This window comes from Orrella dioscoreae (genome assembly GCF_900089455.2).
Taxonomy (GTDB): Bacteria; Pseudomonadota; Gammaproteobacteria; order Burkholderiales; family Burkholderiaceae_B; genus Orrella; species Orrella dioscoreae.
The window spans coordinates 3,526,157-3,543,523 of record NZ_LT907988.1 but is presented as its reverse complement, the minus strand read 5'-3'; the positions used below and the strand labels follow the sequence as shown (position 1 = coordinate 3,543,523).

Genomic DNA, 17,367 nt, shown 5'->3' with positions numbered 1-17,367 from the left:
GAAAACCGCGGCCCAGTGCCGCGGTTTTTTTTCGCCTGGGTCGCTTTCGATCGTCCCGGGTATATTGCCGCCATTCCATCGCCGCGCCGAGCCGCTCCGCCCCATGCCTGCCAAGACCCGATTGCTTCTGACCCGCCACGCCTTGGTTGTTGCCCTGGTCTATCTTCTGGTGCGTGCACTGCCCGACTGCCTGCTCGGTCTTTTTCTGCTCCTGCCGCCAGAGATCGCACAATCGTTCGCGACCGGCCAGCAGAGCTGGCTGCGGCACATCTATCCCGTCCTGCCGCTGCGCCCGATGGGTGTTCCCGGCGGCCTGCATCTTGGCGTGTCGGTCCTCCCTGTCCTGTTGATCGAAGGCCTGCTGGTTTTCCTCGGCAGTGCCTGGCTGCTGCGCCGGGTGCCGGCGGCCGTGGCCGAGAAAATCCCGGCCAGCCGCTGGCTCCTGCTGGCGGCGATCGTGCTTGTCTGGGCGTGCCTGGTCCGCCAGCAGTTGCTCGGTCTCCTGCTCGACGCGCAAATCGAGGCGTTTCGGGCGCTCCGCGCCACGGACGGCGGGAGCTCGATGGATGAGATGGCCCAATTCCTGTTGACGTCGCACTGGAAGGTCACCGCCGCCATCTACGCCAGCACGGTCGTGTGGGCGGGGCTGCCGGTCTGGCTGCACTTCCGGTTCCTGGCAGCCGGGCCAGGCCTGGCCCGGCAAGCCCCCGGCGCCCTGGCGCCACAGCGGCGGCCGGTCATGTTCGCGGCCTTTCTGCTGGGTTGCGCGACGCTGCATGTCGCGCTGGTCCAGGCGCTGTACATGGGGCTCTGGCCATGGTTGCTTGGCCAGCGGCACCTGCGGCTGCCCACGGAAAAGATCGAGGAATTGGGCCTGCCCCTGACACTCGCGCAAATCGTGCTTGCGCTGCTGGCTTGTGCCGCGGCTGCCGGTTTCCATGTCCGAGGCCCCCGGCGCAAGGTTGCCTGGGACGCTGCCGCGGTGGGGCGGGCCGTGGTGGCCGGCATGGCGGCCTACCTGCTGACCAGTCTCCTTTTGCTGGCCGCCACCTGGGGCCTGGGCGTGGTGGCGCCGGACTCGGCCAGGTCCTTCCTGCGAGGGCTAGACCGCGATCCCGACAGCGCTTGGGTGCCGCTCATTCTCCTGAATCTCCTGTCCGTGCTGTTGCTGTGGTGGGTCAGCGATCGCTTGCGGCGGGCGCCGCGGGCCTGCGCGGCGGCGCTGGCGGCGCTGCTGGTGCTTGCCAGCATCCCGGCCTATGTGACCTGGACGCTGACGGGCACCAGGCACGGCCTGGTGGGCGCACGGCCGGGCGCGGCGATCACCGGAATGCTTGGCGATGCCCGGTGGCGCGAGATGCAGCAGTGGTGCACGGGCGTGGTCGAGACACGCCACGGCACCTGGCTGGTCGGGCGCCAGGAACGGCCCGGCGACATCGGCAAGTACGTGCCGGCCGGCGTGCCCGACCTGGCTCAGCGCATCGGACCTGCCGGCGAGCCGGGGACGCGGCCTGCCGCGCCCGGGCGCTATGGCGCGACGCCGGTGCTGACCACGCTGGCACGCCTCCAGGACGACGGCACTTTCCGTCTCGTGGCCACGCTGCCCGCCGTCGCCTGCATGATGGTGGCGCCCGATGGGGAGACCCTTTACCTGTTCACGGACCTGAACCATCCCCAGCCGCCCGATGGCATGCCGCGGCTCGGGCAGCGCGCCGTGCTGCGCTCCGTCGACCATGGCGGACAGTGGGAATGGCTGGCGTCGGGGTTCATGCCGGAGACGCGCCAACAACCGGTGTTCGGCTCGGATGTGGATGTGTGGGCCTGGGGCGTGGAGCCCGCCGACGACAGGCGGGCAGGGGGGCGATGGGGAGCGTGGCCGTCGGCACCCGAACCGACGGGTGAGGGCGATGGCCTCGAACGGACCGCCCTGTTCCATTCCTCCGACCAGGGCAGGACGGCCGAGCCCATCCGCAGCCCGGAGGCCCTGACGGCGCCGCTCTCCTATCTGCAAGACTTGCTCGACGTGCCGGTGGCCCAGATCCATCCGCCGACCAGCGACATGGACAGGGAGCGCTTCGTGGTCCAGGTGGACGAGACGCGCGCCTATGCCTGGACCACCGAGCGCATTGCCCATGGCACCGGTGCGTCGCGGGGGCAGTTGTCGGTGACGACGCGCGCCCGGCTGACGCGCCCGACGCCGCAAGCCCCCTGGCAGGTCACGGACGTGTCCCGGATGCCCCGCTTCGGCATCGGCAAGCTGGCCACCGCGGCCGACCGCTCCACCCACGCCTTGGTGACCGACGAGTCGGGAACCTGGCTGGCCAGGCTGGATCCGGACAGCGGCGACTGGGTCGCGCGGCAGCGCATGCCCGAGCTGCTGCCCGGCTGGCTCGCCGACCAGCGATCGACGCCCCGCCATCTCTGGAGCAATGGCCAATACCAGGTCGTTACGCTATCCGCCGACGTGCACCTGCCTGCGGTGCTGTCGCCGTTCTCACGGGGAGGGGCGGAGATCTCGGCGGATCCGCACTTCTATACGCGCGATGGGGGGAAAAGCTGGCAGCAGCTTGCCATTCCTGGCTACCTGGGAGTGATGGGACTGTCGCGCGAGGGCGCCAAGCTTTACTGGAGCCCAGGCAATTGGTATCTCGACGACGAGCCCGTGCTGCGGCATTACGATCTCGCGCGCTAGGCGCGCGCATGATGCCGGGCGTGACCGGCTGCCCCTATACTCTGGACTTCTTCGCGCGCGACGGCGCAAGGGGTGCCAAATGGGTCACGCCTATCTGTTTACTGTCTTCACGCCGACCTTCAACCGCGTCCACACCCTGGGCCGGGTCTATGCGTCGCTGCGCGCGCAGACCTGCACCGATTTCGAATGGCTCATCGTCGATGACGGCTCCACCGATGGCACCGAGGCGCTGGTGCGCGGCTGGATGGCCGAGGCGCCGTTTCCGCTGCGCTACCTGACGCAGGACCACGGCCACAAGAAGGCCGCGTTCAACCGCGGCGTGCGCGAGGCCAATGGCGAACTTTTCGTGGCGCTGGACAGCGACGACGAGATGCCGGCCGATGCGCTGGCCATCCTGGCGCAGGCCTGGGAAGCGATCGAGCCCTCGGCGCGCGCGCGCTATTCCGCCATCACCGGCCTGTGCGCGCGGCCGGACGGCACGGTGGTGGGCGACGCCTATCCCAGCGACGTCTTCGACAGCTCGCCAATCGACATGTATTTCCGGCATGACGTGCATGGCGAGAAATTCGGTTTCCAGCGCACCGACGTGCTGGCGCGTTTTCCGTTTCCCGAACATATCCAGGGCTTCGTGCCGGAAAGCCTGGTGTGGTGGGCCATCGCGCGCGAGGGATATGCCACGCGCTTCATCAATCGCGTGGTCCGCTATTACCACGACACCCCTGGCGCCTTGTCGGGCGAGTCGGCGCGCAGCAATGCGCCGGGGCTATACCTGCTGGCGAACGAACTGCTGGCGCGCTACCTGGACTGGTTCCGCTGGCGGCCGCGCGAGTTCCTGCTGGCCGCCGCGCGACGCACGCGCTTCGGTTTGCACCTGGGCGCGCAGGGCCGGCGCGCCGCCAGTCCGCAAGGTTTGTCCGGCATCAAGGCCTGGGCGCTGGTGTGCCTGATGTGGCCGCTGGGCGTGGCACTTTATCTGCGGGATCGCCTGCGCGGCGGCTGATGACAGTGGCGTAAACCCGGTGTTGACGCCCATTGCTGCGTTGCGGCAGTATCGCGAAAGTTTCGTTTTCTTTCAGCTGTATGTCAGCCATTTGCCCTGGAGTTGCCATGCGCCGTTCATTGATTGCCGCCGCCGTTGCCGCCGTACTGGTCCTGCCGGCCATGGGTCATGCCAAGACCTTGCGCTGGGCCAGCCAGGGCGACATCCTCACGCTCGACCCGCATGCCCAGAACGAAGGGCTCACCATCGCCGCCTCCAGCTATGTGTACGAGCCGCTGGTGCAATACAACCCTGAATTCCAGATTTCGCCCGGGCTGGCCACCCAATGGGAGCAGGTCGAGCCCACCGTGTGGCGCTTCACGCTGCGCGAGGGCGTGAAATTCCACGACGGCACGCCCTTCGAGGCCGACGACGTGGTGTTCTCGGTCAAGCGCGCGCTGGCGCCGACCTCGCACTTCAAGGCCTATGTCAACGGCATCAAGGACGTGCGCGAAGTGGACGGCAAGACGGTGGAGATCATCACCGACGGCCCCAATCCCGTGCTGCTGCGCCAATTGACCAACGTGTTCATCATGAACCGGGAGTGGTCCGAGAAGAACAAGGCCACCGCACCGCAGGATTTCTCCAAGAACGAGGAAACCTATTCGGCCCGCAACACCAACGGCACCGGCGCGTATCAACTGAAGAGCCGTGAAGTCGATGTGCGCACGGTGTTCGTCGAGAACGCCGGCTGGTGGGGCAAGGCCGACAAGAAGGGCAACGTCACCGAGATCATCTACACGCCCATCAAGCAGGCCGCCACGCGCACGGCCGCGCTGCTGTCCGGCGAGATCGACTTCGTGCTGGATCCGCCCGCGCAGGACCTGCAGCGCCTGCAGCAGCAGGTCAAGGTGGTCGAGGGCAATGAATACCGCACCATCTACCTGGGCCTGGACCAGAAGAGTCCCGAGCTGGAGTACTCCACCATCAAGGGCAAGAACCCCTTCGCCGATCCGCGCGTGCGCGAGGCGTTGTACCTGGCGATCGACGTCGAAGCCATCAAGAAGGCCGTGATGCGCGGCCTGTCGGCGCCCACCGGCACCATGATCTCGCCGCAGGTCCAGGGCTGGACCAAGGACCTGGCCGAGCGCGTGCCCAACAATGCCGAGCGCGCCCGCGCGCTGCTGAAGGAAGCCGGCTACGAGAAGGACCTGAACTTCACGCTCGACTGTCCGAACAACCGCTACATCAACGACGAAGCCATCTGCCAGGCCGTCGTCACGATGTGGGCGCGCGTGGGCGTGACGGCGCGCCTGAACGCGATGCCGCGCGCCACCTACTTCCCCAAGGTGCAGTCCTTCGACACCAGCGCCTATCTGTTCGGCTGGGGCGTGCCCACGTTCGACGCGCTCTACACGTTGCAAAGCCTGATCCGCAGCAAGGGCCAGGGCGCCGACGGCTCGTTCAACTTCGGCGGCTATCACAATGCCGAGGTCGACAAGCTGATCGACCAGATCAAGGTGGAAACCGACGAGGCCAAGCGCAACGCCGCCATCCACCAGGTGCTGGCCATCCATGCCAAGGAATTCGGCCACATCCCGTTGCATGACCAGGTGATCCCCTGGGCCATGAAGAAGAACGTGAACGTCGTGCACCGCGCCGACAACCGTCTCTCGGCCGACTGGGTCCGAATCGACTGATCCGGCCGTAGACCGTCGGGCGGGCCCACAAGGCCCGCCGGCTGCTTTTCCTCTCCGACACCCGGGGTTTCATGCTCGCATTCATCCTGCGCCGACTCGCCCAGGCAGCGGCCGTCATGCTGACGGTGGCGTTGCTGGCCTTCATGCTGTTCCGCTACGTCGGCGACCCCGTCACGATCATGCTGGGCCAGGACGCCACCGAGCAGGACCGCGTCGAACTGCGGCAATCGCTGGGCCTGGATCAACCCGCGCCGGTGCAGTTCTATCGCTTCGTCGGCAAGGCCGTGCAGGGCGATTTCGGCCTCTCGCTGCGGCAGGGCCAGCCCGTTTCCACCCTGCTGGCCGAGCGCCTGCCCGCCACCGTCGAGCTGTCCGTGGCCGCGGCCTTGCTGGCGCTGGTGGTCGGCGTGCCACTGGGCGTCTACACCGCCTTGCGACGGCGGGGCTGGGTGGCACAGGCCGTGCTGGCGCTGTCCCTGCTGGGCGTGTCGCTGCCCACCTTCCTCATCGGCATCCTGCTCATCCTGGTGTTCTCGGTGCAACTGGGCTGGCTGCCCAGCTATGGGCGCGGCGATACCGTGCGCGTCGGCGGCTGGAGCACCGGCCTGCTGACGGCGAGCGGGTGGCAGCACCTGATCCTGCCGGCCATCACGCTGTCGCTGTTCCAGCTGACGCTGGTGTTGCGGCTGGTGCGCGCCGAGATGCTGGAAGTGCTGCGCACCGACTACATCAAGTTCGCCCACGCGCGTGGCCTGACGCGGCGCGCCATCCATTTCGGCCACGCGTTGAAGAACACGCTGGTGCCGGTCATCACCATCACCGGCCTGCAACTGGGCGGTATCATCGCCTTCGCCATCGTGACCGAAACCGTCTTCCAGTGGCCCGGCATGGGCCTGCTGTTCATCCAGGCCGTGCAGTTCGCCGACGTGCCGGTCATGGCGGCCTATCTCTGTCTGATCGCCCTGGTCTTCGTGGTGATCAACCTCATCGTCGACCTGCTGTATTTCGCGGTCGATCCCCGGCTGCGCGGCAGCCTCGGACGCGGAGGGGCGCACTGATGCGGGCCGTGCTCACACGCTGGTGGGACAGCGACGTGATGTGGTCGTGGCGGCACACGCCGGTGGCGGTGTGTGCCACCGTGCTCTTCGTGCTGCTCATGGTCGGCTCGCTGGGCGCGGGCTGGATCGCGCCGCACAATCCCTTCGACCTCGCCAGCGTCAACCTCATCGATGCGCTGCTGCCGCCGGCCTGGGAGGAGGGTGGCACCCGCAACTATCTGCTGGGCACCGACAGCCAGGGGCGCGACCTGTATTCCGCGCTGCTCTACGGCACGCGCGTGTCGGTGCTGATCGGCCTGGCGGCGGTGGTGCTGTCCATGCTGATCGGCGTGGGCCTGGGCCTGCTGTCGGGCTACGCGGGGGGGCGGCTGGATGCCTTCATCATGCGCGTGGCCGACGTCCAGCTGTCCTTCCCCGCCATCCTGATCGCCCTGCTGATCGACGGCGTGGCACGCGCGGCGGTGCCCGCGGGCCAGCACGACAGCATCGCCTTCCCGGTGCTGGTGGGGGCCATCGCCCTGGCGGGCTGGCCGCAATACGCGCGCACGGTGCGCGGCTCGACACTGGTGGAAAAGAACCGCGAATACGTGCAGGCCGCCCGCGTGATCGGCGTGCCTTCGCTGGTCATCATGTTCCGCCACGTCCTGCCCAACGTGATGGGACCGGTGATGGTGCTGGCCACGGTGCACCTGGCCACGGCCATCATCACCGAGGCGACGCTGTCCTTCCTGGGCGTGGGCGTGCCGCCCACGTCGCCCTCGCTGGGCACGCTGATCCGCGTGGGCAACGATTTCCTGTTCTCGGGCGAGTGGTGGATCACCATCTTCCCGGGGGCGGCGCTGGTGCTGCTGGTGCTGTCGGTCAACCTGCTGGGCGATTGGCTGCGCGACGCGCTCAATCCCCGGCTGAACTGAGAGGGAGGCTGGCATGGATCCCTTGCTGGAAGTCCGCGGCCTGCGGGTCGAGTTCCCCACCCGGCGCGGCACGCTGCGCGCGCTGGACGATGTGTCGTTCTCCATTGCCGCCGGCGAGGTGCTGGGCGTCGTGGGCGAGTCGGGCGCCGGCAAGTCGCTGACGGGCGCCGCCATCATCGGCCTGCTGGAGCCGCCGGGCCGCGTGGCGGGCGGCGAGATCCTGCTGGCCGGCCAGCGCATCGACAACCTGTCGCAGGACGCCCTGCGCAAGATCCGGGGGCGGCAGATCGGCGCCATCTTCCAGGACCCGCTGACCTCGCTCAATCCGCTCTATACGGTCGGACGCCAGCTTGCGGAAACCATCGTCACCCATCTGCCCATGACCTGGTCGCAGGCGCGCGAGCGCGCGGTTGAACTGCTGGCGGCCACCGGCATCCCGGCCGCGCGCGAACGCGTCGATCACTTCCCGCACCAGTTCTCGGGCGGCATGCGCCAGCGGGTGGTCATCGCGCTGGCGCTGGCGGCAGAGCCCAGGCTGGTCGTGGCCGATGAACCGACCACGGCGCTGGACGTTTCCATCCAGGCGCAGATCATCGAACTGATCAAGAAACTGTGCCGCGAGCAGGGCACGGCGGTCATGCTGATCACCCACGACATGGGCGTGATCGCCGAAACCGCCGACCGTGTCGCGGTCATGTATGCGGGCCGGGTTGCCGAGATCGGTCCCGTGGCCGACGTCATCCACCAGCCTTCGCATCCGTACACGCGCGGCCTGATGGGCTCCATTCCCACGCTGGACGGCCACGCCGAGCGGCTGGTGCAGATCGAGGGCAGCATGCCGCGCCTGACGGCCATTCCGCCGGGCTGTGCCTTCAATCCGCGCTGTCCGCAGCGCATGGATCGATGTACGCGCGAACGGCCCGAGCTGATGCCGGCAGCCGCCTCGCTGGCGGCCTGTTGGCTGCATGACGCGGCCCGGGAGGCGGCATGAGCGATACCCGTTCTTCCGTTTCCGAGCCGGCCGTGCCCGCCGCCGCGGCTGGCGGCACGCAGCCCCTGGTGGAGGTACGCGACGCCGCACGCTGGTTCGACGTGTCGCCGCCCTGGCTGGAGCGCGTGCTGGCCCGCAAACCCCGCGCCCTGCTGCGCGCGGTGGATGGCGTGTCCTTCACGTTGCAGCGGGGCGAGACGCTGGCCCTGGTGGGCGAGTCCGGTTGCGGCAAGTCCACCATGGCGCGGCTGCTGGTCGGTCTTTATGGCCTGACCCGTGGCGAGGTCCTGATCGACGGCCAGCCGGTATCAAGGCTGAACGAGCCAGGCGGCCGTGCGCTGCGCCGCCGCTTGCAGATGATCTTCCAGGATCCCTACGCCAGCCAGAACCCGCGCTGGCGAGTCGAGCGCATCATCGCCGAGCCGCTGCTCACGCACACCCGCATGGACGCCGCGCAACGCCGGGCACGGGTGGACGAGCTGCTGCGCCAGGTGGGCCTGGACCCCTCGGACCGCTCGCGCTATCCGCACCAGTTTTCCGGTGGGCAGCGCCAGCGCATCTCGATCGCGCGCGCGCTGGCGGCGCATCCCGAGTTGCTGGTCTGCGACGAGCCCACGTCGGCGTTGGACGTATCCGTGCAGGCGCAGGTGCTGAACCTGATGAAGGACCTGCAGCGCCAGCTGGGCCTGACCTATCTTTTCATTTCGCACAACCTGGCGGTGGTGCATCACGTGGCCGATCGGGTGGGGGTGATGTACCTGGGCAGGCTGGTGGAGCTGGCGCCGCGCGACGCGGTGTTCGGCCAGCCGCGCCATCCCTACACCCGCATGCTGCTGTCGGCCATTCCCGATCTGCGCGGCACGGGGAAATCGCGTACGCCGGTGGCGGGCGAAGTGCCCAATCCGCTCAATCCGCCGACGGGCTGTACGTTCCATCCCCGCTGTCCGCACGCACGGGAACTCTGCCGGGTGGAGGCGCCGAAGGCGCTGCCGGCAGGCGAGGCCGTGGTGGCCTGCCATGGCGTGGAACTGGGATGGGAAACGCTGCAGGGTCCGGCCTGAGCGCCCGGGCTCAATGCCGTTGCGGCCCCCCGTCATGCACGACGACGGGCGGCTCGACATCCTCGTCATCGTCGTCGTCATCGGGGAGCAGATCTTCGTCGTTCAGCACGAAAGGCAGCAGGTCGACCAGCGCGTCCGACCAGCCGGCTTCCTCGCCGTCCTGGTCCAGCTTGGTGTAGCGGCGGCCGTCTTCCGGGCACAGTTCGATGGCCCACAGGAAGCGACAGTCATAGGCCTCCTTGCCCGGCGTGAGGCCGCCGGTGTTGCCCACCCAGCGTGCGTCCGGGCCGCCCATCTGGATATGCGTGTCGTCCTGGCCGGGCGTGGCGCTGGCGGGCAGGGGGATGCCGAATGCGACCCACTCGTGGCCGCTGTCGGCCAAGCCCACCTCCGCGAGGACGGGCTGGCCCAGGTACGCAGTCAGTGCGTCCGCGGTCTTGGCGAGCATGGACAGTTCGTCGGCGGTGAACAGACAAGGTTGCTCGGGGCGAGAGGAGGGCATGGGGATTCCTGTGACAGTCCGGGATGGCGCGCATGATACATGTAACAACTGACGCCTACAGGTCTGCATCCTATCGCCAGCATGCGCCTGTCTGGCGCTTGGATCAATGTCCGGATGTTGCACGGGGGCATGAGGGATGAAGTGCGGCGCAGGGCGTTAGCATGTCAGTGACGTCATAACTCTGCCCCCAATTTTTTGCATGAACGCCCCCACATTACCGCGCTTGACCTATTTTGCCTTTCCTTTACTGGCCGTTCTGATCTGGTCGGGGAATATGGTCGTCACCAAAATGGCGGCGGGCGTCATCGCGCCGTTCACAATTGGTTTCTATCGTTGGGTCATTGCGGGCGCGGCGCTTACACCTTTCCTGCTTGGGCCGGTCTGGCGCGCCCGCGCCAGCATCCTGCCGCACCTGGGCAAGCTGGCGATCCTGTCCATGCTGGGCATGGCGATCTTCCAGAGCCTGGCCTACCTGGCGGCGGCCAGCACCACGGCCACCAACATGGGCTTCATCACGGCGCTGGTGCCCCTGCTCACCATTGGCGTGGGCGCGGTGGTGCTGCGTGAGCGGCCGCGCGCGCAGGCGCTGCTGGGCGGGCTGCTGTCGCTGGGCGGGATCTCCATCCTGGTCAGCCACGGCGATCCCGCCAGCCTGCTGAGCACCGGCGTGAACCGGGGCGACCTGATGATGTTCGTGGCCGCGCTGGGCTATGCGCTCTATGGCGTGCTGCTGCGCAAATGGGCGCTGCCCATCCCGCCCTGGCATTCGCTGTATATCCAGGTGCTGGTGGTGATCCTGCTGCAGCTGCCGCCCTTCCTGCTGACGCCGATCTCGCCCATCACGGGCGAGAACCTGCCGGTGCTGCTGTATGCCGCCATCCTGCCATCGCTGTTCGCGCCCTATCTCTGGCTGCGCGCCGTCGGCCTGCTGGGGCCGGCCCGCGCCAGCATCTTCATCAACCTCACGCCCGTCTTCACGGTGGTCATCGCCGCCACGCTGCTTGCCGAGCCGGTGGCGGGGTATCACCTGGCAGGCGGGGCCATCACCTTGGCCGGCGTGATGCTGGCGCAATGGCGCGGCCGCGAGCGACGGGTCACGACCTCGTCGCGCGGCTGACCTACAATGTTTGTTTGATTTGCATCCCTTTCGGCAGAGACTTTCGACATGGCTCAATACGTATACAGCATGCATCGCGTGGGCAAAGTGGTGCCCCCCAAGCGCGAGATCCTGCGCAACATCTCCCTGTCCTTCTTCCCTGGCGCCAAGATCGGCGTGCTGGGCCTGAACGGTTCGGGCAAGTCGACGCTGCTCAAGATCATGGCTGGCATCGACAAGGAGATCGAAGGCGAAGCCGTGCCCATGCCCGGCATCAAGATCGGCTACCTGCCGCAGGAGCCGCAACTGAATCCCGAGCACACCGTGCGCCAGGCCGTGGAAGAGGGCATGGGCGAGGTCATGGCCGCGCGCAAGCGCCTGGAAGAGGTCTACGCGGAATACGCCGAGCCCGACGCCGACTTCGACAAGCTGGCGGCCGAGCAGGCCGACCTGGAAGCCGTCATTGCCGCGGCGGCCTCCAGTGGCGCCGACGACATGGAAACCCAGATGGAAGTGGCCGCCGATGCGCTGCGCCTGCCGCCCTGGGACGCCATCGTGGGCAAGCTTTCCGGTGGTGAGAAGCGCCGCGTGGCCCTGTGCCGCCTGCTGCTGTCCAAGCCCGACATGCTGCTGCTGGACGAGCCCACCAACCACCTGGACGCCGAAAGCGTCGAGTGGCTGGAGCAATTCCTGCACAAATTCCCCGGCACCGTGGTGGGCGTGACCCACGACCGCTACTTCCTCGACAACGCCGCCGAGTGGATCCTCGAACTGGACCGTGGCCACGGCATCCCCTGGAAGGGCAACTACAGCTCGTGGCTCGAGCAGAAGGAAGACCGCCTGAAGCAGGAAGAGGCCACCGAGTCCGCCCGCCAGAAGACCATCAAGAAGGAACTCGAGTGGGTGCGCCAGAACCCGAAGGGCCGCCAGGCCAAGGCCAAGGCGCGCCTGGCCCGCTTCGAGGAACTGTCCTCCTACGAATACCAGAAGCGCAACGAGACCTCGGAAATCTTCATTCCCGTGGGCGAACGCCTGGGCAACGAGGTCATCGAGTTCAACAACGTCAGCAAGGCCTACGGCGATCGCCTGCTGATCGACAATCTCAGCTTCAAGGTGCCGGCCGGCGCCATCGTCGGCATCATCGGCGCCAACGGCGCGGGCAAGTCGACGTTGTTCCGCATGATCGCGGGCCGCGAACAGCCGGACAGCGGCGAGGTCAAGCTGGGCCAGACCGTGAACCTGGCGTTCGTCGACCAGTCGCGTGATTCGCTGGAAGGCAACAAGACCGTGTTCGATTCGGTGGCCGATGGCGCCGACATCCTGACGGTGGGCAAGTTCGAAATGCCGGCACGCGCCTACCTGGGCCGCTTCAACTTCAAGGGCGGCGACCAGAACAAGCACGTGGGCCAGTTGTCGGGTGGGGAGCGCGGCCGCCTGCACCTGGCCAAGACGCTGATTGCCGGCGGCAACGTGCTGCTGCTGGACGAGCCGTCCAACGACCTGGACGTGGAAACGCTGCGCGCGCTGGAAGACGCGCTGCTGGAGTTCCCCGGCAGCGTCATGGTCATCAGCCACGATCGCTGGTTCCTGGACCGCATCGCCACCCATATCCTGGCGTTCGAGGGCGATTCGCAAGTGGTGTTCTTCGACGGCAACTACCAGGAATACGAAGCCGACAAGAAGGTTCGCCTGGGCGCCGATGCGCAGCCGCGCCGCCTGCGCTACAAGGCTCTGAAGTAAGGCGCGGTCCCGCGCGGCGTTGCCGCGCGCAGCAAGACCCTGCAGCAAGACGCCGGGCGGCATTCCTGCCGCCCGGCACGTCCCACCCGGGAGGTTTGCCATGCCGGCCTGGCTAGATGCCGAAGACAGCGTGTTCCTGATCGTGGACATGCAGGAACGCCTGATGCCGGCCATTGCCGGGCAGGCTGAACAATTGGCCACGGCCGACCGCCTGGCGCGCGCGGCCCGACTGCTGGACATTCCCGTGGTGGCCACCGCACACCAGGCCGCCAAGCTGGGCGGCACGGTGGCGCCGCTGGCCGCTTCCGTGCGCCGCACCTTTCCCAAAACCCATTTCTCCGCGGCCCGTGAGCCGGGCTTTGTCGCGTGGTTGCCCGCCGCGCGCCGTACCGTGCTGGTCGCGGGGGCCGAGGCGCATGTGTGCGTGTTGCAGACGGTACTGGGCCTGCTGGCCGAGGGGTTGCGCGTGGCCATGGTGGAGGATGCGGTCGGGTCACGCCATGCGGCCGACAAGGCGGCTGCCTTGCGCCGGGCCGCGGCGGCGGGGGCGGACATCGTGACCGCGGAAATGGTCTTGTTCGAATGGTTGGGCCATTGCGAGCACCCGCAATTCCCCGCGGTGCTGGCCTTGATCAAGGAACGCGCCGCGCCTGGCGTCTGATGCGCACCACAGCCCGTAACGTCCTGTCAGGGCTGGGACGGTTTCCCTTACACCTCGGCAGGGATGTTTGCGCGCCCAGAACGTCTTGACACACCTGCTGGGTAAACCTCACAGCAGCGCACCCCGTCATTTGCGAAAGTACGGCAACGGGACAAGAAACACCCTCGATGAAGGAGTAAATACCATGAACATTCGTACTGCATCCAAGGCCGTTGCCATTGCCGTGCTTGCCGTGGCGGCGAGCGGTTGCTCCAGCTGGGACAGCATGAGCTCGCGCCAGAAGTCCACCGTGACCGGTGCGGGCCTGGGGGGCGTGGCCGGTGCGGTCATCACGGGCGGCGGCGTGCTGGGCACCGTCGGTGGCGCCGCCATCGGTGGCGTGATCGGCGACCAGGTCGGCAAGAACCGCTGACCGTGGCGCGGCGGCGTCAGCCGCCGCGTGCCGCTTGATGGAAAACAAAAGGCCGGGCTTGCGCCCGGCCTTTTGCCGTCCTGTCCCAGGCCGCGCAAGGCGTCCTGGAAAAGGCCGCCCCGCGTGTCGCGGGGCGGCCCTTGCCCATGTTCATTCAGGTTGCGGCATCTCGATCTTGACCTCGAGGATGTCGAGCGAATCTTGACGCTCTACATTGACCTTGATGTCTTCGGGATTGATCTTGATGTACTTGGAGATCACCGCGATCAGTTCCTGCTGCAACTGTGGCAGGTAGTTGGGCGCGTCCCGGCCGTTGCGCTCGTGCGCCAGGATGATCTGCAGGCGTTCCTTGGCCACGTTGGCCGAGGGCTTCTTTTGTCCGAGCAGGAAAGACAGGAGAGACATCAGTTACTTTCCTCCAAACAGGCGCTTGAGGAGGCCGGGTTTTTCGTATTCGGTGAAGCGCAGGGCCTTGTCCTCGCCCAGGTAGCGGGCAACCACGTCCTGGTAGGCCTGCGACACGTCCGTCTCCTTCAGGTGGATGGCGGGCAGGCCCTGGTTCGAGGCGTGCAACACGTCTTCCGACTCCGGCACGACACCGATCAGCTTGATGCGCAGGATGTCTTCGATGTCCTGGCGCGACAGCATTTCGCCGTCGGCCACGCGCTTGGGGTTGTAGCGGGTGAGCAGCAGGAACTCCTTCACCGGCTCGTCGCCCTCGATGGCGCGGCGCGACTTGGCGGCCAGGATGCCCAGGATGCGGTCGGAGTCACGCACCGACGAGACTTCCGGGTTGGTGACCACGAGCGCGTCGTCGGCGTAATAGGCGGCCAGCAGGGCGCCCGTCTCGATGCCGGCGGGCGAGTCGCAGACGATGTACTCGAAGCCCATTTCCTTCAGGTCTTCCAGCACCTTGCCGACGCCTTCCTGCGTCAGCGCGTCCTTGTCGCGCGTCTGGGACGCGGGCAGGATGAACAGATTGTCCAGCTGCTTGTCCTTGATGAGCGCCTGCTTGAGCGTGGCCTCGCCCTGGATCACGTTGACGAAGTCATACACGACCCTGCGCTCGCAGCCCATGATGAGATCGAGATTGCGCAGGCCGACGTCGAAGTCGATGACCGCAGTCTTGTGACCGCGCATGGCCAGGCCTGAAGAGAAGCTCGCGCTGCTCGTGGTCTTGCCCACGCCGCCCTTGCCGGAAGTCACCACCACAATACGTGTCATGACGCGTAAACCTTATGTCCGTGTTTTCGTTAAACCGCAGTATCGTAAAGCAAAATGCCCCGTAAACGCTGATTACCAGTTGTAGGTAAACGTGGCGTCGTGGGGCAGGTCCCGCGCCAGCGACCGCGGCGGCCCGCTGGCGCGTCCGCAGACGGCCCTCAGGCCGAGAGCGGCGTGATGTTCAAGGATTCGCCATCCAGGCTGATGGCCACCGGCCGGTTGTGCAGCGTGGCGGGCAGGCGGTCTTCCACGACGCGGTACACGCCCGCGATGGCCAGCAGTTCGGCGTCGAGCTGCGTGGTGAAGATGCGCGCCGAGGCATCGCCCCGCGCGCCGGCCATGGCCTTGCCGCGCAAGGGACCATAGATGTGGATGTTGCCATCCGCAATGACCTCGGCGCCCTGGCTGACCATGCCGACCACGATCAGGTCGGTGTGGCGGGCATAGACGCGTTGGCCTGAGCGCAAGGGGCGGGTGACCACCATGGCGGCGGGCGCGGCTTGCGGCTGTACGGCGGGAGCCGGGGCGGCAGCAGGCGCGGGCGAGTCCGCGGGCGCGACCTGGGCTGGCGCAGGCGTGGCAACGACGGCGGCGGCCTCGGTCGACAGCGCCGTCGCCGGCGCGCTGTCGGCGGCAGCGGCAGACGCCTGGGGACGGGCGGCTGGCGCCGCCAATTCGACAGGCGTCAGGCCCGCGGCACGTGCGGCGGCCAGGTTCGCGCCTTCAGCAACGACGCCGATTGCCGGGAGGTCATGCTCTCGCAAGGCCTCCAGCAGGCGCGGCCAGTCGATTTCAGTCTCCAGCCGGCTGGCGTCCAGCACGACGGGCTCGTTCTGGAAGAAACTGCCGGCATCCGCCATGCGCTGGGCCAGCGCGGCCACCAGGGCATCGGTGTCGTCGCTGTGCAGCACGACCCGCACGGCATAGAGATTGGCGCTTTTGAAGTCCAACGCCAGTTTGGGCGCGGCGGGGGAGGAAGAGGTATCAGCCAAGGCTAACCGTCACACTAACAATTCGAAAGACGCAGTGTAAACGGGTTGTGCACCGCTAGGTTGACGGCCGCCGAGGGTGGTCGCGCCGTCGGTCGCCTGCCGCGTGGTGGGGCGCCCACAGCGCCCCGCCCCCCGCAGAAGGCGCCCGCCGTCCCGCCCACCCTCGGCGGCCGTCAACCTAGCGGTCTAAGGCCGTCAACCTAGCGGTGCACAAACCGTCACCCCAGCGCCAACCTACCCCGCAGTACGCTGCTCACCTTCAGCAGCCACCACCCCCGGCAACTGACTCTTCCCCCCAGGCAGCACCACCCCGGTAGGCGCCTTTTCCTGGCCGAACAGCGTCCGATACCCCAGCAGGCTGAACACCAGCATCACTGGCACAGCGACCACCGTTGCCGCCAGCACGAGCCGCAGTGAGGACACATCCGCCGCGCCGTCCCAGAGCGTCAGGTTGTCCAGGATCAGGTAGGGGAAAAGGCTGTAGGCCAGGCCGCACAGCATCAGGGCGAACAGGATCAGGCACAGCACGAAGGGCAGGGCGGTCCAGGCGACCTGGTCGGGGCGGGCGAGGCGGCCGAGCAGCACTTCCATCAGCACGAAGCAGAACAGCATCACCGACCACATCGGCACCGCCACCGTCAGGTCGGACACATTGCCCCATTTGTAGAAAATGCCCGAGTTGGCCAGGCCCAGCGCCACGGACACCGCCACCATGCCCGCGGCGGTCCAGCGGATCGCATGGCGGGCGCCTTTCACCGCCATCTGCCGCAACGGTCCGTCCACGCGCATGATCAGCCAGCTGCCGCCCAGCACCAGGTAGGCGGCCACCGTGCACAGGCCCACGAACACGTCGAACCAGGCATGCGCCACGCTGTGCTGGTAGCCGGTCGCCACGCGGCCCAGCAGCAGGCCGTGCGAGAACGCCGTGATCACCGAGCCCAGCCAGAAGCCGGCGACCCAGCGTGGACGCATGGCCGCATTGGCGCGAGTGCGGAACTCGAAGGACACGCTGCGCAGCATGGCGCCCAGTGCCAGCAAGGCTAGCGGCAGCACCAGCTCGCCGGCGATCACGCCCCAGGCGAAGGGGAAGGCCGCCGCGCACAGGCCCGCGCCCAGCAGCAGCCAGAATTCGTTGGCGTCGCGCCAGGGGCTGAGCATCACCATCATGCGGCTGCGCAGATCGCCGGGCGCGGCCACCAGCAGCATGCCCACGCCCAGGTCGATCCCGTCGAGCAGCGTGCCGGCGACGACCAGCGCGAAGAAGATGCCCATGAAGGCCAGCGGCATCCAGAACGTCGGGTCATCGACGTTCAGGCCCATCGAGGCGGCAAGCAGGTCGATCATG

At 67.4% G+C, this 17,367-nt stretch carries 16 protein-coding genes; 11 read left to right on the top strand and 5 right to left on the bottom strand.

The features are described 5' to 3' along the window. The first annotated feature begins 103 nt into the window (after positions 1 to 103). The 7 genes from ODI_RS16470 (at position 104) to ODI_RS16440 (ending at position 9,395) form a co-directional block, all read left to right on the top strand. Entirely contained in the window at positions 104 to 2,692 is a 2,589-nt protein-coding gene (locus ODI_RS16470) for a hypothetical protein (protein WP_067756748.1), read from the top strand. Between the two features lie 79 nt (positions 2,693 to 2,771). Next, the gene (locus ODI_RS16465; RefSeq protein WP_067756751.1) at positions 2,772 to 3,692 is read left to right on the top strand and encodes a glycosyltransferase family 2 protein; all 921 of its coding nucleotides are present in this window, start codon (positions 2,772 to 2,774) and stop codon (positions 3,690 to 3,692) included. 107 nt (positions 3,693 to 3,799) lie between these two features. Continuing rightward, positions 3,800 to 5,371, top strand: a complete 1,572-nt coding sequence (locus ODI_RS16460) for an ABC transporter substrate-binding protein (RefSeq protein WP_067756755.1) — start codon at positions 3,800 to 3,802, stop codon at positions 5,369 to 5,371. Between the two features lie 71 nt (positions 5,372 to 5,442). Further along, positions 5,443 to 6,429: an ABC transporter permease gene (locus ODI_RS16455; protein ID WP_067756759.1), complete on the top strand. Its 987-nt coding sequence runs from the start codon at positions 5,443 to 5,445 to the stop codon at positions 6,427 to 6,429. After that, positions 6,429 to 7,343: an ABC transporter permease gene (locus tag ODI_RS16450; protein ID WP_067756762.1), complete on the top strand. Its 915-nt coding sequence runs from the start codon at positions 6,429 to 6,431 to the stop codon at positions 7,341 to 7,343. The genes ODI_RS16455 and ODI_RS16450 overlap by 1 nt, the downstream gene beginning before the upstream one ends. Before the next feature lie 13 nt (positions 7,344 to 7,356). Then, positions 7,357 to 8,334, top strand: coding sequence for an ABC transporter ATP-binding protein (locus ODI_RS16445; protein WP_067756765.1), 978 nt, complete (start codon positions 7,357 to 7,359; stop codon positions 8,332 to 8,334). After that, positions 8,331 to 9,395, top strand: coding sequence for an ABC transporter ATP-binding protein (locus tag ODI_RS16440; protein ID WP_082985410.1), 1,065 nt, complete (start codon positions 8,331 to 8,333; stop codon positions 9,393 to 9,395). The genes ODI_RS16445 and ODI_RS16440 overlap by 4 nt, the downstream gene beginning before the upstream one ends. 10 nt (positions 9,396 to 9,405) lie before the next feature. On the opposite strand, the gene ODI_RS16435 is transcribed toward ODI_RS16440, so the two are convergent. Beyond that, on the bottom strand, positions 9,406 to 9,897 hold the full coding sequence (locus tag ODI_RS16435; RefSeq protein WP_067756768.1) for a hypothetical protein: 492 nt from the start codon (positions 9,895 to 9,897) through the stop codon (positions 9,406 to 9,408). A gap of 199 nt (positions 9,898 to 10,096) precedes the next feature. Between ODI_RS16435 and ODI_RS16430 the strand changes: the two genes are divergently transcribed. From ODI_RS16430 to ODI_RS16415, 4 genes are all read left to right on the top strand, one after another. Then, on the top strand, positions 10,097 to 11,014 hold the full coding sequence (locus tag ODI_RS16430) for a DMT family transporter (RefSeq protein WP_067756771.1): 918 nt from the start codon (positions 10,097 to 10,099) through the stop codon (positions 11,012 to 11,014). Positions 11,015 to 11,062: 48 nt separating this feature from the next. Next, positions 11,063 to 12,733, top strand: a complete 1,671-nt coding sequence (gene ettA / locus ODI_RS16425) for an energy-dependent translational throttle protein EttA (protein WP_067756774.1) — start codon at positions 11,063 to 11,065, stop codon at positions 12,731 to 12,733. Between the two features lie 100 nt (positions 12,734 to 12,833). Continuing rightward, positions 12,834 to 13,394, top strand: a complete 561-nt coding sequence (locus ODI_RS16420; RefSeq protein WP_067756777.1) for an isochorismatase family protein — start codon at positions 12,834 to 12,836, stop codon at positions 13,392 to 13,394. A 184-nt stretch (positions 13,395 to 13,578) separates the two neighbouring features. Beyond that, positions 13,579 to 13,806: a glycine zipper 2TM domain-containing protein gene (locus ODI_RS16415; RefSeq protein WP_067756780.1), complete on the top strand. Its 228-nt coding sequence runs from the start codon at positions 13,579 to 13,581 to the stop codon at positions 13,804 to 13,806. A gap of 150 nt (positions 13,807 to 13,956) precedes the next feature. Here the strand turns inward: ODI_RS16415 and minE are convergent, their stop codons facing one another. The 4 genes from minE to ODI_RS16395 all read right to left on the bottom strand — a co-directional run bounded on the left by minE (position 13,957) and on the right by ODI_RS16395 (position 17,366). Beyond that, on the bottom strand, positions 13,957 to 14,211 hold the full coding sequence (minE, locus tag ODI_RS16410; RefSeq protein WP_067756782.1) for a cell division topological specificity factor MinE: 255 nt from the start codon (positions 14,209 to 14,211) through the stop codon (positions 13,957 to 13,959). 3 nt (positions 14,212 to 14,214) lie between these two features. Further along, positions 14,215 to 15,030, bottom strand: a complete 816-nt coding sequence (gene minD / locus ODI_RS16405) for a septum site-determining protein MinD (RefSeq protein WP_067756785.1) — start codon at positions 15,028 to 15,030, stop codon at positions 14,215 to 14,217. 158 nt (positions 15,031 to 15,188) lie between these two features. Further along, entirely contained in the window at positions 15,189 to 16,022 is an 834-nt protein-coding gene (gene minC / locus ODI_RS16400) for a septum site-determining protein MinC (RefSeq protein WP_173719669.1), read from the bottom strand. Positions 16,023 to 16,256: 234 nt separating this feature from the next. Beyond that, positions 16,257 to 17,366: a cytochrome d ubiquinol oxidase subunit II gene (locus ODI_RS16395; RefSeq protein ID WP_067752196.1), complete on the bottom strand. Its 1,110-nt coding sequence runs from the start codon at positions 17,364 to 17,366 to the stop codon at positions 16,257 to 16,259. Between the last annotated feature and the right edge of the window lies 1 nt (position 17,367).

What these genes read in the sequence shown, in the direction of transcription:
- ODI_RS16470 (WP_067756748.1), top strand. Translation starts at nt 104, where the DNA reads ATGCCTGCCAAGACCCGATTGCTTCTGACCCGCCACGCCTTGGTTGTT.
- ODI_RS16465 (WP_067756751.1), top strand. Translation starts at nt 2,772, where the DNA reads ATGGGTCACGCCTATCTGTTTACTGTCTTCACGCCGACCTTCAACCGC.
- ODI_RS16460 (WP_067756755.1), top strand. Translation starts at nt 3,800, where the DNA reads ATGCGCCGTTCATTGATTGCCGCCGCCGTTGCCGCCGTACTGGTCCTG.
- ODI_RS16455 (WP_067756759.1), top strand. Translation starts at nt 5,443, where the DNA reads ATGCTCGCATTCATCCTGCGCCGACTCGCCCAGGCAGCGGCCGTCATG.
- ODI_RS16450 (WP_067756762.1), top strand. Translation starts at nt 6,429, where the DNA reads ATGCGGGCCGTGCTCACACGCTGGTGGGACAGCGACGTGATGTGGTCG.
- ODI_RS16445 (WP_067756765.1), top strand. Translation starts at nt 7,357, where the DNA reads ATGGATCCCTTGCTGGAAGTCCGCGGCCTGCGGGTCGAGTTCCCCACC.
- ODI_RS16440 (WP_082985410.1), top strand. Translation starts at nt 8,331, where the DNA reads ATGAGCGATACCCGTTCTTCCGTTTCCGAGCCGGCCGTGCCCGCCGCC.
- ODI_RS16435 (WP_067756768.1), bottom strand. Translation starts at nt 9,897, where the DNA reads ATGCCCTCCTCTCGCCCCGAGCAACCTTGTCTGTTCACCGCCGACGAA.
- ODI_RS16430 (WP_067756771.1), top strand. Translation starts at nt 10,097, where the DNA reads ATGAACGCCCCCACATTACCGCGCTTGACCTATTTTGCCTTTCCTTTA.
- ettA (WP_067756774.1), top strand. Translation starts at nt 11,063, where the DNA reads ATGGCTCAATACGTATACAGCATGCATCGCGTGGGCAAAGTGGTGCCC.
- ODI_RS16420 (WP_067756777.1), top strand. Translation starts at nt 12,834, where the DNA reads ATGCCGGCCTGGCTAGATGCCGAAGACAGCGTGTTCCTGATCGTGGAC.
- ODI_RS16415 (WP_067756780.1), top strand. Translation starts at nt 13,579, where the DNA reads ATGAACATTCGTACTGCATCCAAGGCCGTTGCCATTGCCGTGCTTGCC.
- minE (WP_067756782.1), bottom strand. Translation starts at nt 14,211, where the DNA reads ATGTCTCTCCTGTCTTTCCTGCTCGGACAAAAGAAGCCCTCGGCCAAC.
- minD (WP_067756785.1), bottom strand. Translation starts at nt 15,030, where the DNA reads ATGACACGTATTGTGGTGGTGACTTCCGGCAAGGGCGGCGTGGGCAAG.
- ODI_RS16395 (WP_067752196.1), bottom strand. Translation starts at nt 17,366, where the DNA reads ATGATCGACCTGCTTGCCGCCTCGATGGGCCTGAACGTCGATGACCCG.